Source organism: Winogradskyella damuponensis (assembly GCF_039538385.1).
GTDB classification, from domain to species: domain Bacteria; phylum Bacteroidota; class Bacteroidia; order Flavobacteriales; family Flavobacteriaceae; genus Winogradskyella; species Winogradskyella damuponensis.
Window position 1 is genome coordinate 115,975 of the sequence record NZ_BAABCB010000002.1, and the last position, 12,561, is coordinate 128,535.

Here is a 12,561-nt window from a genome sequence, read left to right on the forward strand (position 1 = left end):
TTTAGACATTAATGTCAGTAAGAAAATTAAAACCGATCACATCAGGTCAGCGATTTAGAGTAGTAAATGGATTTGACGCCATTACTACTGATAAGCCGGAGAAAAGCTTGCTTGCTCCGAAAAAGAGATCTGGTGGTAGAAACAGTCAAGGAAAAATGACCATGCGCCAATTAGGTGGAGGTCATAAGAAACGTTATCGTATTATCGATTTCAAACGTAACAAAACTGGAGTTCCAGCGGAAGTTAAAACAATTGAATACGATCCAAACAGAACAGCATTTATTGCGCTATTAAACTACCAAGATGGTGAGAAACGTTATGTTATCGCTCAAAATGGTTTACAAGTAGGGCAAAATATAGTGTCTGGTGAAACAGGTATCGCTCCAGAAATTGGAAACGCAATGCCTTTAAGTGAAATACCATTAGGAACAATTATTTCTTGTATTGAGTTACGTCCTGGGCAAGGAGCTGTAATGGCTCGTAGTGCTGGTGCATTTGCTCAATTAATGGCAAGAGGTGATAAGTTTGCTACAGTAAAGTTACCGTCTGGTGAAACTAGAATGATTCTAGTAACATGTATGGCTACTATTGGAGCGATTTCAAATTCAGATCATCAATTATTAGTATCTGGTAAAGCAGGTAGAAGTAGATGGTTAGGAAGACGTCCAAGAGTAAGACCAGTAGTGATGAACCCAGTCGATCACCCAATGGGTGGTGGTGAAGGTAAATCTTCAGGTGGTCATCCAAGAAATAGAAACGGTATTCCTGCTAAAGGATTTAGAACACGTTCTAAGACAAAGGCGAGTAATAAGTATATTGTAGAACGTAGAAAGAAATAATTAAGATAGTATGGCACGTTCATTAAAGAAAGGACCTTATATCCACTATAAGCTAGAAAAGAAAGTTGCAGAAAATGTAGCTTCAAACAAAAAGACGGTAATTAAAACTTGGTCTAGAGCATCAATGATTTCTCCAGATTTCGTTGGTCAGACTATAGCAGTTCACAATGGTCGTCAATTTGTTCCAGTTTATGTTACTGAGAATATGGTAGGTCACAAATTAGGAGAATTTTCACCAACACGATCTTTTAGAGGTCATGCAGGTGCTAAGAATAAAGGTAAAAAATAAGAATCATGGGAAGTCGTAAAAAACAAATGGCGGAAGCTATTAAGGCTGAGAAAAAGCAGGTTGCTTTTGCTAAGCTAAATAACTGTCCTACATCACCAAGAAAAATGCGTTTAGTTGCGGATTTAATTAGAGGTGAGAAGGCAGATAAAGCTCTTCAGATTCTTAGATTTAGTCAAAAAGAAGCATCTCGTCGTTTAGAGAAACTTGTAATATCTGCAATTGCAAATTGGCAAGCTAAAAACGAAGACGCTGATGTTGAAGAAGCTAAATTGTTTATCAAAGAAATTAGAGTAGATGGTGGTTCTATGTTAAAGAGATTGCGTCCAGCACCTCAAGGTAGAGCACACAGAATAAGAAAAAGATCTAATCACGTAACAGTGGTTGTAGATGCAATAAATAAAACACAAAGCTAAGATAGAGATATGGGACAAAAGACAAATCCAATCGGAAATCGCTTAGGAATTATCAGAGGATGGGAATCTAACTGGTACGGAGGAAACGATTATGGTGATAAGCTTGCCGAAGACGATAAGATTAGAAAATACGTTCACGCGCGTTTATCTAAAGCTAGTGTAAGTAGAGTAATTATTGAGCGTACGCTTAAACTTGTAACCGTTACTATCACTACTGCTAGACCTGGTATTATTATCGGAAAAGGTGGCCAAGAGGTAGATAAGTTAAAAGAAGAGCTTAAGAAAATTACTGGTAAAGAAGTTCAATTGAACATCTTTGAAATCAAAAGACCTGAACTAGATGCTTATTTAGTAGCAGCAAGTGTAGCTCGTCAAATAGAAAGTAGAATTTCTTACAGACGTGCTATAAAAATGGCTATCGCAGCTGCTATTCGTATGAATGCAGAAGGAATCAAAATTCAAATTAGTGGTCGTTTAAATGGTGCTGAAATGGCACGTTCTGAACACTACAAAGAAGGACGTATTCCTTTATCTACCTTTAGAGCTGATATTGATTATGCTCTAGTAGAAGCACATACTACTTATGGTAGATTGGGCATCAAAGTTTGGATAATGAAAGGCGAAGTGTATGGTAAAAGAGAATTATCACCACTAGTTGGCTTATCTAAACAAAAAGGTAAAGGTGGACGTGGTGGAAACAAGAACCAATCTCGTCGTAGAAAGTAATTTTTTAAAGAAAAGACAAAATGTTACAGCCTAAAAGAACAAAATTTCGTAAGCAGCAAAAAGGACGTATGAAAGGAAATGCGGGAAGAGGTCATTTGTTATCAAATGGTACTTTCGGTATTAAATCATTAGAGTCAACTTTTATAACTGCACGTCAAATAGAAGCAGCGCGTATTGCAGCTACTCGTTATATGAAAAGAGAAGGATCGTTATGGATTAAAATTTTTCCAGACAAGCCGATCACAAAGAAACCTCTTGAAGTACGTATGGGTAAAGGTAAAGGTGGTGTAGAATATTGGGCAGCCGTTGTAAAACCAGGACGTATGTTATTTGAAATAAGTGGAGTGCCATTAGACGTAGCTCAAGAAGCTTTACGTTTAGCAGCACAGAAACTTCCGGTAAAAACTAAGTTTATCATAGCTAGAGATTACGAAGCTTAATAGAAAGATATTATGAAGCAATCAGAAATTAAACAGCTTTCAACAGCTGAGTTACAAGAGAAACTTAGTGAATCTAAAAAGAGTTATACGGACCTAAAAATGGCTCATACTATTTCTCCTTTAGACAACCCAATTCAGTTACGCGTTGCACGTCGCACAGTAGCTAGAGTGGCAACAGAACTAACTAAAAGAGACGTACAATAATTGTATTCTGCTGAAAGATGGAAAAAAGAAACTTAAGAAAAGAACGTATAGGGATCGTAACGAGTAACAAAATGGAGAAATCTATTGTTGTTGCTGAAGTTAAGAAAGTAAAACACCCTATGTATGGAAAATTCGTGTTAAAGACAAAGAAATATGTCGCACACGATGAGACAAATGACTGCAACGAAGGAGATACTGTAAAGATCATGGAAACACGACCTTTAAGTAAATCTAAATGTTGGAGATTAGTAGAAATAATTGAAAGAGCGAAGTAATTATGTTACAACAAGAATCAAGATTAAAAGTAGCTGATAATACTGGTGCAAAGGAAGTTTTAACTATCCGTGTACTAGGTGGAACTAAAAGAAGGTATGCTTCTGTAGGAGATAAAATAGTTGTATCTGTTAAAGATGCTACTCCAAACGGACAAATCAAAAAAGGTGCTGTATCTACAGCAGTTGTAGTTCGTACAGCTAAAGAAGTAAGACGTCCAGATGGGTCTTATATTAGATTTGACGACAATGCATGTGTACTATTAAATCCTCAAGGGGAAATGAGAGGAACTCGTGTTTTTGGACCTGTAGCTAGAGAACTTCGTGATAAACAATTCATGAAAATTGTATCATTGGCACCTGAAGTGCTTTAATTGATAAATAAGATGACAAAGCTTAAAATAAAATCAGGAGATACAGTAAAAGTAATAGCTGGTGATCACAAAGGATCAGAAGGTAAAGTACTTAAAGTATTAATAGATAAAAACAAAGCCATTGTAGAAGGCGTAAACATGGTTAAGAAACATACGAAACCAAGTGCACAAAATCCTCAAGGTGGAATTGTAGAGAAAGAAGCCTCTATACATATTTCAAACTTATCGTTGTTAACTTCAAAAGGTGAAGCAACAAGAGTTGGTTATAAAATGGAAGGTGATAATAAAGTGAGATTTTCAAAAAAATCTAATGAAGTAATTTAATATGGCTTACGTTGCAAGATTAAAAAAAGAGTATCAGGAAAAAGTAATTCCTGCTCTTACGGAAGAATTTGGATATAAAAATGTAATGCAAGTACCTAAGCTTACTAAGATAGTAATATCTAAAGGTGTTGGTGCTGCTGTTGCGGATAAAAAGTTAATTGATCACGCGGTAGAAGAGCTTACAAAAATATCTGGACAGAAAGCTATACACACAATGTCTAAGAAGGATGTTGCATCTTTCAAGTTACGAAAAGGAATGCCAATTGGTGCCAAAGTAACTTTAAGAGGTGAACAAATGTATGAATTCTTAGATCGTTTGGTAACTTCAGCTTTACCAAGAGTTAGAGATTTTAACGGTATTAAAGCTACAGGTTTTGATGGACGTGGAAACTATAATTTAGGTGTTGTAGAACAAATTATTTTTCCAGAAATAGATATTGATAAAATCAATAAAATTTCAGGAATGGATATTACATTTGTGACTTCTGCGGATACAGACAAGGAAGCGAAGTCTTTATTAACAGAATTAGGATTACCTTTTAAAAAGAATTAATTATGGCTAAAGAATCAATGAAAGCCCGTGAGGTGAAGCGTTCTAAAACGGTAGCTAAATATGCAGAAAAACGTAAAGCTTTAAAAGAAGCTGGCGATTATGAAGCATTACAGAAATTACCAAAAAATGCATCACCTATACGTCAACACAACCGTTGTAAACTTACAGGAAGGCCTAAAGGTTATATGAGACAATTTGGAATTTCTCGTGTAATGTTTAGAGAAATGGCCAACCAAGGTTTAATACCAGGTGTTAAGAAGGCAAGTTGGTAAAATTATAAATTGGTTTCAGGTTTGGCAATAGTGCCGAAAACCGCTACCGCAAATTAATAACTATGTATACAGATCCAATAGCGGATTATTTAACGCGAGTTAGAAATGCAGTTAAGGCCAACCACAGAGTGGTTGAGATCCCTGCATCTAACTTAAAAAAAGAAATAACTAAGATTTTATTCGACCAAGGATATATCTTAAGTTATAAGTTTGACGACTCTACAGTACAAGGTACAATCAAAATTGCTTTGAAGTACAGTAAAGAGACTAAAGAGTCTGTCATTAAAAAAATTCAAAGAATCAGTAAACCAGGTTTACGTAAGTATGCTTCATCTAAAGAAATGCCAAGAATCCTTAACGGATTAGGTATTGCAATTGTTTCTACGTCTCACGGAGTGATGACAGGAAAACAAGCGCAGAGAGAAAATGTAGGTGGTGAAGTTTTATGTTACGTATACTAAAAACAGGAAATTATGTCAAGAATAGGTAAAAACCCAATAACAGTTCCTGAAGGTGTCACAGTTGAGATTAAGGATAATTTAATTACTGCTAAAGGTAAATTAGGTGAATTAACTCAAGAGTATTCAGATATTCAGATTAAATTAGAAGACGGTACTATTACATTAGAGCGTGCTTCTGACAAGAAAGATTTAAGAGCAAAACATGGTCTTTACAGAGCATTAATTGCTAATATGATAGAAGGTGTTTCAAAAGGCTGGACCAAAGAACTAGAAATGGTTGGTGTAGGTTATAGAGCATCAAATCAAGGACAAAAATTAGATTTAGCCGTTGGTTTTTCTCATAACATCGTTATGGATATTGCTCCAGAAGTAAAAGTTGAGACAGTATCAGAAAAAGGTAAAAATCCAATTATTAAATTAACGTCTTTTGACAAACAATTGGTTGGCCAAGTTGCAGCTAAGATTCGCGGTTTTAGAAGACCAGAACCTTACAAAGGAAAAGGTATCAAGTTTGTTGGTGAAGAAATTAGAAGAAAAGCAGGTAAATCAGCTTAATAATTAAGTTATGGCATTGACAAAGAACGAAAGAAGAATAAGAATTAAAAACAGAATCCGTAAGGTTGTTTCTGGTACAGAAACAAAACCTAGATTAGCTGTTTTTAGAAGTAATAGAGAAATTTATGCTCAACTCGTAGATGATGTAACTGGTAAAACTTTAGTTGCTGCATCTTCAAGAGATAAAGACATAGCAGCATCTAAAGGAAACAAAACAGAAGTAGCTGCATTAGTAGGTAAATCTGTAGCAGAGAAAGCTATGAAAGCTGGTGTTGAAACTATTTCTTTTGATAGAGGTGGTTATTTATATCATGGAAGAGTAAAATCATTAGCAGAAGGTGCTAGAGAAGCAGGACTTAAATTTTAAGACATTATGTATCAAAAATATAAAAACGCAGAGCTTGTTAAACCAGGCGGACTAGAATTAAAAGATCGCTTAGTTGGCGTTCAGCGTGTAACTAAAGTAACAAAAGGTGGTAGAGCATTTGGTTTTTCTGCTATTGTTGTTGTAGGTGACGAAACAAATGTTGTAGGACAAGGATTAGGTAAATCTAAAGATGTTGCTACTGCAATTGCTAAAGCTGTTGAAGACGCTAAGAAAAACTTAGTAAGAATACCTATTCTTAATGGAACTATTCCTCATGAGCAAAAAGGTAAATATGGTGGAGCAAGAGTTAACATTATTCCAGCTGCACCTGGTACAGGAGTTATTGCAGGTGGTGCGGTAAGAATTGTTCTTGAAGCAGTAGGTGTACACGATGTATTATCTAAATCTCAAGGATCTTCTAATCCTCATAACGTAGTAAAAGCAACTTTTGACGCTTTATTACAATTAAGAGATGCTAAGTCTGTAGCTAAAGAGCGTGGAATTTCACTTGAAAAAGTATTTAACGGATAATCGATAGGATAAGATGGCAAAGATTAAAGTAAAGAAAGTAAAAAGTGCAATCAATCGTACTAAAAGACAAAAGCTAACATTATTAGCTTTAGGTCTAAAAAAGATTGGTCAAGTAGTAGAGCACGACGCCACACCAAACATCCTTGGTATGGTTAAGAAAGTTGAACATTTAGTTTCTGTAGAGGAAGCTTAAAAATATAACTTAACAATGGATTTAAGTAATTTAAAACCTGCAGAAGGTTCAGTAAAAAATCAAGGTAAACGTATTGGTCGTGGTCAAGGTTCTGGTAAAGGTGGTACGGCAACACGTGGTCACAAAGGAGCTAAATCTCGTTCAGGTTATTCTAAGAAATTAGGATTTGAAGGTGGTCAAATGCCATTACAAAGACGTGTACCTAAATTTGGATTTACAAATATTAACAGAGTAGAATACCAAGGTATAAACTTAGATACTTTACAAAAGTTAGTAGATGAAAAAGTAATCAAAGATAGTGTTGATTTTGAAACACTTGTATCTATGGGATTAGTTGGTAAAAACGAGCTAGTTAAAATTTTAGGTAGAGGTGAGTTAAAAACAAAATTAACAGTAACTGCTCATAAATTTACTGCTACGGCAAAGGCAGCTATAGAAGCTGCTGGTGGTGAAGCTGTAACTTTATAAGATTATAGGATGAAAATAATAGAAACATTAAAAAACGTTTGGAAAATCACAGAACTTAAGGATAGAATTATTCTAACCTTAGGTTTGCTTTTGGTTTATCGTTTTGGTGCTCAGGTGGTATTACCTGGTATCAATATTGATGCTTTAGGTGGATTACAAGCAGGTATGGATGGTGGTATCATGGGATTATTAAATGCCTTTACAGGTGGAGCATTTGCTAATGCTTCTGTATTCGCATTAGGTATTATGCCATATATCTCAGCTTCCATTGTTGTTCAGTTAATGGGTATTGCGATTCCTTATCTACAAAAACTTCAGAAAGAAGGTGCTAGTGGTCAGAAAAAGATCACTCAAATTACACGTTGGTTAACTATAGGTATTTGTTTAGTTCAAGCACCAGGTTATTTAGCTAGTATTCCTTCATTATCAGGATTGTCATCAATTAATGCTATGTTAGTACCTGGTTTTAATGAAAATATGTTTTACTTCTCATCAGTAATTATTCTAGTAACAGGGTGTGTATTCGCTATGTGGTTAGGTGAAAAAATTACAGATAAAGGTATAGGTAATGGTATTTCATTATTAATTATGGTTGGTATTATAGCAACGTTACCACAATCGTTTGTACAAAATATGTACTCTAGACTTGAAGGTGGTAATGGTGGTTTTATGATGATTTTAATTGAAATGGTTATATGGTTCTTAATCATATTAGCTTCTGTTTTCTTGGTTATGGCAGTTAGAAAAATTGCTGTGCAATATGCAAGAAGAACAGCTTCTGGTGGTTATGAAAAGAATGTATTTGGATCACGTCAGTTTTTACCATTAAAATTAAATGCTTCTGGTGTAATGCCAATTATCTTTGCACAAGCAATTATGTTTGTTCCAAGTTTAATAGGTAGCTCTGCTTGGTTGAAAGATACAAGTACAGGCATTTGGATGCAATCTAACTTCCAAGATATGTTTGGATTTTGGTACAACTTAATATTTGCTTTATTAATTATAATATTTACATATTTTTATACAGCAATTACAGTACCGACAAACAAAATGGCTGATGATTTAAAACGTAGTGGTGGATTTATTCCAGGTATACGTCCAGGATCTGAAACATCTGAGTATTTAGATAAAATTATGTCACAGATCACCTTACCAGGTTCTATATTCTTAGCATTAGTTGCTATTTTTCCAGCATTTATCGTTAAGTTAATGAGCGTGCAACAAGGTTGGGCATTATTCTTTGGTGGTACATCACTTTTAATTATGGTAGGTGTAGCTATTGATACAATGCAGCAGATTAATTCTTATTTATTAAATAAGCATTATGATGGCTTGATGAAGACAGGTAAGAATAGAAAAGCGGTTGCGCAATAAGATGTTAAACATTAGAATGTCAGTGTTAAAAATTAGGCAAGGTATTTGCATTTAATCACTGAATACTAAATATATATTATGGCAAAACAAGCAGCAATAGAACAAGACGGAACAATCATAGAAGCATTATCAAATGCAATGTTTCGTGTAGAATTAGAAAATGGTCATATAGTGACTGCACATATCTCTGGTAAAATGCGTATGCATTACATAAAGTTATTACCAGGAGATAAGGTGAAATTAGAAATGAGTCCTTACGATTTAACTAAGGCTCGCATAACTTATAGATACTAATACAAGATATAGCCGAAAGGTTCTATCATACTATAGTAGTAATAAATAATACAAGATGAAAGTAAGAGCATCAGTAAAGAAAAGAAGCGCAGACTGTAAATTAGTGCGCAGAAAAGGTAGACTTTACGTCATTAACAAAAAGAATCCTAGATTCAAACAAAGACAAGGGTAAATATGGCAAGAATTGCAGGTGTAGACATACCAAAACAAAAAAGAGGAGTGATTTCTTTAACTTATATCTACGGAGTAGGTAGAAGTAGATCAAAGGAAATTTTAGCTGCGGCTAAAGTTGACGAAAGCACAAAAGTACAAGATTGGACTGACGACGAAATAGGAGCAATCCGTGACGCTGTTGGAACTTTTAAAATCGAAGGTGAATTACGTTCTGAAACACAAATGAACATTAAGCGATTAATGGATATTGGATGTTACAGAGGTATTCGTCATAGATCTGGTCTTCCATTAAGAGGACAACGTACTAAGAATAATTCTCGTACAAGAAAAGGTAGAAGAAAAACGGTTGCTAACAAGAAGAAAGTAACTAAATAATAAATAGTCTTTAGTCTTTAGACGTTGGAAAGAATCTGTTTGAAATTTAACGGTTTAGGATTCTAGCGACTATTAACTAATACTAAAAGCTAAAAATAAAATGGCAAAGGCAAGTACAAAAAAACGTAAAGTTATAGTTGATGCAATAGGTGAAGCTCATATCACAGCTTCTTTTAACAATATCATTATTTCTTTAACAAACAAAAAAGGTGACGTTATTTCATGGTCATCGGCAGGTAAAATGGGATTTAGAGGTTCTAAAAAGAACACTCCTTACGCTGCTCAATTAGCTGCTGAAGATGCTGCAGGCGTAGCAAAAGAAGCAGGTTTAAAGAAAGTGAAAGCATACGTTAAAGGACCTGGTAATGGTAGAGAATCTGCTATCAGATCTATTCACAATGCAGGAATTGAAGTTTCAGAAATTATTGATGTAACTCCAATGCCACATAACGGCTGTCGTCCACCAAAAAGACGTAGAGTATAATCTGAATCGTATTCAGTTTTCTAAGTCAGTCTTAGTTAAAAAAACTCACACAAATTTTAAATAAACTAATATCATTCATTTATGTATTGATATTAGTTTATTTTGCATAAATTTGCAAACTGAAAAATAACAAGTATCAATCGAGAGGTTAACGATTAAAGAAGGATAAGATTAAGACCTTAATTCTTTACTCACTCTCTAAACAAATTTAAAATGGCAAGATATACTGGTCCTAAAACTAAAATCGCCCGTAAATTCGGACAAGCGATCTTCGGAGATGATAAAGCCTTCGAAAAAAGAAATTACCCTCCAGGGCAACACGGAAACAACCGTCGTCGTGGTAAAAAATCTGAATATGCAATCCAATTAATGGAGAAGCAAAAAGCAAAATATACTTATGGTATATTAGAAAAGCAATTCAGAAACATGTTCAAAAGAGCAACAGCATCTAAAGGAATTACAGGTGAAGTATTACTTCAATTATGTGAATCTCGTTTAGATAATGTGGTATACAGAATGGGTATTGCACCAACAAGAAGTGCTGCAAGACAATTAGTATCTCACAGACATATTACAGTAAATGGTGAAAAGGTAAATATTCCTTCGTACCAATTAAAAGCTGGAGATGTAGTTGGTGTTAGAGAAAAATCAAAATCATTAGAAGCTATTCAAAATTCATTAGCAAACTCTAGCAATGTTTTTGAATGGATTACATGGAATACAGGTTCTATGGAAGGTACTTATGTTGCTGTTCCTGCAAGAATTCAAATTCCAGAACAAATCAACGAGCAATTCATCGTTGAACTTTACTCTAAATAATAAACTAATCATATTGGTATTTGGCCAAAGGATTTATTTGTCTTCTTCATACTTATAAATCGCGCAACTAAATAACAATTAAAACGAAGAATAATATGGCAATATTAAATTTTCAAAAGCCGGATAAAGTAATCATGATTGATTCTACTGATTTCGAAGGTAAATTCGAATTCAGACCTTTAGAACCAGGATACGGATTAACAGTAGGTAATGCTTTGCGAAGAGTATTATTATCTTCTTTAGAAGGTTTTGCAATAACTTCAGTTAGAATAGAAGGCGTAGATCACGAATTTTCTACAATTTCTGGTGTAGTTGAAGATGTTACTGAAATGATTTTGAACTTAAAGCAAGTTAACTTTAAGCGTCAAATAGATGAAATAGATAACGAAACTGTTACTATCTCTATTTCAGGACAAAATCAAATTACAGCTGGTGATTTTCAGAAGTTTATTTCTGGGTTCCAAGTATTAAATACAGACTTAGTTATCTGTAACTTAGATCCTAAAGTAAACATCAATATGGAATTAACTATTGAAAAAGGAAGAGGTTATGTTCCTGCAGAAGAAAATAAGAAAGCTTCAGCACCAATTGGAACCATCTTTACAGATTCAATTTTTACACCTATAAAGAATGTAAAGTATGCTATTGAAAACTTCCGTGTAGAACAAAAAACGGATTACGAAAAATTAGTTTTCGAAATTCAAACTGACGGATCAATCAATCCTAAAGATGCTTTAACTGAAGCTGCTAAAATATTAATTCACCACTTCATGTTATTCTCTGATGAGCGTATCACTTTAGAAGCTGATGAAATTGCACAGACTGAAACTTATGATGAAGAATCACTTCACATGAGACAACTATTGAAAACTAAATTAGTTGATATGGATCTTTCTGTACGTGCACTTAATTGTTTAAAAGCTGCAGAAGTAGATACTTTAGGAGATTTAGTATCATTCAATAAAAACGATTTAATGAAATTCAGAAACTTCGGTAAGAAGTCTTTAACAGAGCTAGAAGAACTAGTAAACGTTAAAGGGTTAAACTTCGGAATGGATTTAAGTAAATATAAATTAGATAAAGATTAATTAATCATATTTTGCTCCTCGATTTGCGAGTTTAGTAGCAAGATGATAAAACAAATGTCATGAGACACGGAAAAAAATTCAACCACTTAGGAAGACAAACAGCACACAGAAAAGCAATGTTAGCTAATATGGCTTGTTCATTAATTGAGCACAAACGTATTAACACGACAGTAGCTAAAGCAAAAGCTTTAAAGCAGTTTGTTGAGCCAATGATTACAAAATCTAAAGCAGATACAACTCACAACAGACGTATTGTTATGGCTAAGCTTAGACAAAAAGATGCCGTTGCAGAATTGTTTAGAGATGTAGCACCAAAAATTGGAGATCGTCCAGGTGGATATACACGTATCATCAAATTAGGAAACAGATTAGGTGATAACGCTGATATGGCAATGATAGAGTTAGTAGATTATAACGAACTTTATTCAGCTGCTAAACCAGAGAAGAAAACACGTAGAAGTAGAAGAGGAGGAAGCAAAGCAAAAGCTGCTACACCTGCACCTACGGAAACTAAAGCTTCTAACGAAGAAGAGTAAAAATGCTAGTAAAAAAACGAATGGAATTTGAAATCAACACTGATCAAAATTTGAAATCGTTTTTTGCATTTCATAAATCGCGATTATCGCGTGTTAATAAGCATTGATAAATATAAAGGATAGACTGTTTCAGTTT

Annotated in this window: 25 protein-coding genes; all 25 read left to right on the plus strand. The window is 34.3% G+C overall.

The features are described 5' to 3' along the window. Positions 1–11 precede the first annotated feature (11 nt). The 25 genes from rplB to rplQ all read left to right on the plus strand — a co-directional run bounded on the left by rplB (position 12) and on the right by rplQ (position 12,425). Positions 12–839: a 50S ribosomal protein L2 gene (rplB, locus tag ABD730_RS00585; RefSeq protein WP_215927675.1), complete on the plus strand. Its 828-nt coding sequence runs from the start codon at positions 12–14 to the stop codon at positions 837–839. A 10-nt stretch (positions 840–849) separates the two neighbouring features. Beyond that, on the plus strand, positions 850–1,128 hold the full coding sequence (gene rpsS / locus ABD730_RS00590) for a 30S ribosomal protein S19 (protein WP_008269180.1): 279 nt from the start codon (positions 850–852) through the stop codon (positions 1,126–1,128). A gap of 5 nt (positions 1,129–1,133) precedes the next feature. Beyond that, complete coding sequence (gene rplV, locus ABD730_RS00595) at positions 1,134–1,541, plus strand: 50S ribosomal protein L22 (RefSeq protein WP_215927677.1); 408 nt, start codon at positions 1,134–1,136, stop codon at positions 1,539–1,541. Positions 1,542–1,550: 9 nt separating this feature from the next. Next, on the plus strand, positions 1,551–2,267 hold the full coding sequence (rpsC, locus tag ABD730_RS00600; protein WP_215927679.1) for a 30S ribosomal protein S3: 717 nt from the start codon (positions 1,551–1,553) through the stop codon (positions 2,265–2,267). 20 nt (positions 2,268–2,287) lie between these two features. Then, on the plus strand, positions 2,288–2,707 hold the full coding sequence (gene rplP, locus ABD730_RS00605) for a 50S ribosomal protein L16 (protein ID WP_008269176.1): 420 nt from the start codon (positions 2,288–2,290) through the stop codon (positions 2,705–2,707). A gap of 12 nt (positions 2,708–2,719) precedes the next feature. Continuing rightward, a complete protein-coding gene (rpmC, locus tag ABD730_RS00610) occupies positions 2,720–2,911 on the plus strand; it encodes a 50S ribosomal protein L29 (protein ID WP_115818549.1) in 192 nt (63 codons plus the stop codon). A gap of 17 nt (positions 2,912–2,928) precedes the next feature. Beyond that, positions 2,929–3,186, plus strand: a complete 258-nt coding sequence (rpsQ, locus tag ABD730_RS00615; protein ID WP_092469501.1) for a 30S ribosomal protein S17 — start codon at positions 2,929–2,931, stop codon at positions 3,184–3,186. Between the two features lie 2 nt (positions 3,187–3,188). Beyond that, complete coding sequence (gene rplN, locus ABD730_RS00620; RefSeq protein WP_092446808.1) at positions 3,189–3,557, plus strand: 50S ribosomal protein L14; 369 nt, start codon at positions 3,189–3,191, stop codon at positions 3,555–3,557. 12 nt (positions 3,558–3,569) lie between these two features. Beyond that, positions 3,570–3,881, plus strand: coding sequence for a 50S ribosomal protein L24 (gene rplX, locus ABD730_RS00625; protein WP_215927681.1), 312 nt, complete (start codon positions 3,570–3,572; stop codon positions 3,879–3,881). Position 3,882: 1 nt separating this feature from the next. Then, on the plus strand, positions 3,883–4,434 hold the full coding sequence (gene rplE, locus ABD730_RS00630) for a 50S ribosomal protein L5 (protein WP_215927683.1): 552 nt from the start codon (positions 3,883–3,885) through the stop codon (positions 4,432–4,434). Positions 4,435–4,436: 2 nt separating this feature from the next. Further along, positions 4,437–4,706 carry a 30S ribosomal protein S14 gene (gene rpsN / locus ABD730_RS00635; RefSeq protein ID WP_115818545.1) on the plus strand — a complete coding sequence of 90 codons (270 nt, stop codon included), beginning with the start codon at positions 4,437–4,439 and terminating at the stop codon, positions 4,704–4,706. A 62-nt stretch (positions 4,707–4,768) separates the two neighbouring features. After that, entirely contained in the window at positions 4,769–5,167 is a 399-nt protein-coding gene (gene rpsH / locus ABD730_RS00640; protein ID WP_215927684.1) for a 30S ribosomal protein S8, read from the plus strand. Positions 5,168–5,179: 12 nt separating this feature from the next. Then, positions 5,180–5,722 (plus strand): 50S ribosomal protein L6, encoded by a 543-nt coding sequence (rplF, locus tag ABD730_RS00645; RefSeq protein WP_334470434.1) that lies wholly within the window; start codon positions 5,180–5,182, stop codon positions 5,720–5,722. 10 nt (positions 5,723–5,732) lie between these two features. Continuing rightward, the gene (gene rplR, locus ABD730_RS00650; RefSeq protein WP_215927688.1) at positions 5,733–6,089 is read left to right on the plus strand and encodes a 50S ribosomal protein L18; all 357 of its coding nucleotides are present in this window, start codon (positions 5,733–5,735) and stop codon (positions 6,087–6,089) included. A 6-nt stretch (positions 6,090–6,095) separates the two neighbouring features. Further along, entirely contained in the window at positions 6,096–6,620 is a 525-nt protein-coding gene (gene rpsE / locus ABD730_RS00655; protein ID WP_179354566.1) for a 30S ribosomal protein S5, read from the plus strand. A gap of 13 nt (positions 6,621–6,633) precedes the next feature. Then, entirely contained in the window at positions 6,634–6,813 is a 180-nt protein-coding gene (rpmD, locus tag ABD730_RS00660; RefSeq protein ID WP_008269164.1) for a 50S ribosomal protein L30, read from the plus strand. Positions 6,814–6,828: 15 nt separating this feature from the next. After that, entirely contained in the window at positions 6,829–7,281 is a 453-nt protein-coding gene (gene rplO / locus ABD730_RS00665; protein WP_215927690.1) for a 50S ribosomal protein L15, read from the plus strand. A 9-nt stretch (positions 7,282–7,290) separates the two neighbouring features. After that, the gene (gene secY / locus ABD730_RS00670) at positions 7,291–8,655 is read left to right on the plus strand and encodes a preprotein translocase subunit SecY (protein ID WP_215927692.1); all 1,365 of its coding nucleotides are present in this window, start codon (positions 7,291–7,293) and stop codon (positions 8,653–8,655) included. A 78-nt stretch (positions 8,656–8,733) separates the two neighbouring features. Beyond that, a complete protein-coding gene (gene infA, locus ABD730_RS00675; RefSeq protein ID WP_007094967.1) occupies positions 8,734–8,949 on the plus strand; it encodes a translation initiation factor IF-1 in 216 nt (71 codons plus the stop codon). A 55-nt stretch (positions 8,950–9,004) separates the two neighbouring features. Then, positions 9,005–9,121, plus strand: coding sequence for a type B 50S ribosomal protein L36 (ykgO, locus tag ABD730_RS00680; protein WP_008269159.1), 117 nt, complete (start codon positions 9,005–9,007; stop codon positions 9,119–9,121). 2 nt (positions 9,122–9,123) lie between these two features. After that, on the plus strand, positions 9,124–9,498 hold the full coding sequence (gene rpsM, locus ABD730_RS00685; protein ID WP_215927694.1) for a 30S ribosomal protein S13: 375 nt from the start codon (positions 9,124–9,126) through the stop codon (positions 9,496–9,498). A gap of 100 nt (positions 9,499–9,598) precedes the next feature. Next, on the plus strand, positions 9,599–9,982 hold the full coding sequence (gene rpsK / locus ABD730_RS00690; RefSeq protein WP_173281865.1) for a 30S ribosomal protein S11: 384 nt from the start codon (positions 9,599–9,601) through the stop codon (positions 9,980–9,982). Between the two features lie 213 nt (positions 9,983–10,195). Then, complete coding sequence (gene rpsD, locus ABD730_RS00695) at positions 10,196–10,801, plus strand: 30S ribosomal protein S4 (RefSeq protein ID WP_215927696.1); 606 nt, start codon at positions 10,196–10,198, stop codon at positions 10,799–10,801. A 95-nt stretch (positions 10,802–10,896) separates the two neighbouring features. Beyond that, positions 10,897–11,889 (plus strand): DNA-directed RNA polymerase subunit alpha, encoded by a 993-nt coding sequence (locus tag ABD730_RS00700; RefSeq protein WP_115818534.1) that lies wholly within the window; start codon positions 10,897–10,899, stop codon positions 11,887–11,889. Between the two features lie 59 nt (positions 11,890–11,948). Beyond that, positions 11,949–12,425: a 50S ribosomal protein L17 gene (rplQ, locus tag ABD730_RS00705; RefSeq protein ID WP_215927698.1), complete on the plus strand. Its 477-nt coding sequence runs from the start codon at positions 11,949–11,951 to the stop codon at positions 12,423–12,425. The last annotated feature ends 136 nt before the right edge of the window (positions 12,426–12,561 follow it).

Excerpts from the sequence above, each read along its gene's own strand:
- rplB (WP_215927675.1), top strand. The coding sequence starts at position 12 with ATGTCAGTAAGAAAATTAAAACCGATCACATCAGGTCAGCGATTTAGA.
- rpsS (WP_008269180.1), top strand. The coding sequence starts at position 850 with ATGGCACGTTCATTAAAGAAAGGACCTTATATCCACTATAAGCTAGAA.
- rplV (WP_215927677.1), top strand. The coding sequence starts at position 1,134 with ATGGGAAGTCGTAAAAAACAAATGGCGGAAGCTATTAAGGCTGAGAAA.
- rpsC (WP_215927679.1), top strand. The coding sequence starts at position 1,551 with ATGGGACAAAAGACAAATCCAATCGGAAATCGCTTAGGAATTATCAGA.
- rplP (WP_008269176.1), top strand. The coding sequence starts at position 2,288 with ATGTTACAGCCTAAAAGAACAAAATTTCGTAAGCAGCAAAAAGGACGT.
- rpmC (WP_115818549.1), top strand. The coding sequence starts at position 2,720 with ATGAAGCAATCAGAAATTAAACAGCTTTCAACAGCTGAGTTACAAGAG.
- rpsQ (WP_092469501.1), top strand. The coding sequence starts at position 2,929 with ATGGAAAAAAGAAACTTAAGAAAAGAACGTATAGGGATCGTAACGAGT.
- rplN (WP_092446808.1), top strand. The coding sequence starts at position 3,189 with ATGTTACAACAAGAATCAAGATTAAAAGTAGCTGATAATACTGGTGCA.
- rplX (WP_215927681.1), top strand. The coding sequence starts at position 3,570 with ATGACAAAGCTTAAAATAAAATCAGGAGATACAGTAAAAGTAATAGCT.
- rplE (WP_215927683.1), top strand. The coding sequence starts at position 3,883 with ATGGCTTACGTTGCAAGATTAAAAAAAGAGTATCAGGAAAAAGTAATT.
- rpsN (WP_115818545.1), top strand. The coding sequence starts at position 4,437 with ATGGCTAAAGAATCAATGAAAGCCCGTGAGGTGAAGCGTTCTAAAACG.
- rpsH (WP_215927684.1), top strand. The coding sequence starts at position 4,769 with ATGTATACAGATCCAATAGCGGATTATTTAACGCGAGTTAGAAATGCA.
- rplF (WP_334470434.1), top strand. The coding sequence starts at position 5,180 with ATGTCAAGAATAGGTAAAAACCCAATAACAGTTCCTGAAGGTGTCACA.
- rplR (WP_215927688.1), top strand. The coding sequence starts at position 5,733 with ATGGCATTGACAAAGAACGAAAGAAGAATAAGAATTAAAAACAGAATC.
- rpsE (WP_179354566.1), top strand. The coding sequence starts at position 6,096 with ATGTATCAAAAATATAAAAACGCAGAGCTTGTTAAACCAGGCGGACTA.
- rpmD (WP_008269164.1), top strand. The coding sequence starts at position 6,634 with ATGGCAAAGATTAAAGTAAAGAAAGTAAAAAGTGCAATCAATCGTACT.
- rplO (WP_215927690.1), top strand. The coding sequence starts at position 6,829 with ATGGATTTAAGTAATTTAAAACCTGCAGAAGGTTCAGTAAAAAATCAA.
- secY (WP_215927692.1), top strand. The coding sequence starts at position 7,291 with ATGAAAATAATAGAAACATTAAAAAACGTTTGGAAAATCACAGAACTT.
- infA (WP_007094967.1), top strand. The coding sequence starts at position 8,734 with ATGGCAAAACAAGCAGCAATAGAACAAGACGGAACAATCATAGAAGCA.
- ykgO (WP_008269159.1), top strand. The coding sequence starts at position 9,005 with ATGAAAGTAAGAGCATCAGTAAAGAAAAGAAGCGCAGACTGTAAATTA.
- rpsM (WP_215927694.1), top strand. The coding sequence starts at position 9,124 with ATGGCAAGAATTGCAGGTGTAGACATACCAAAACAAAAAAGAGGAGTG.
- rpsK (WP_173281865.1), top strand. The coding sequence starts at position 9,599 with ATGGCAAAGGCAAGTACAAAAAAACGTAAAGTTATAGTTGATGCAATA.
- rpsD (WP_215927696.1), top strand. The coding sequence starts at position 10,196 with ATGGCAAGATATACTGGTCCTAAAACTAAAATCGCCCGTAAATTCGGA.
- ABD730_RS00700 (WP_115818534.1), top strand. The coding sequence starts at position 10,897 with ATGGCAATATTAAATTTTCAAAAGCCGGATAAAGTAATCATGATTGAT.
- rplQ (WP_215927698.1), top strand. The coding sequence starts at position 11,949 with ATGAGACACGGAAAAAAATTCAACCACTTAGGAAGACAAACAGCACAC.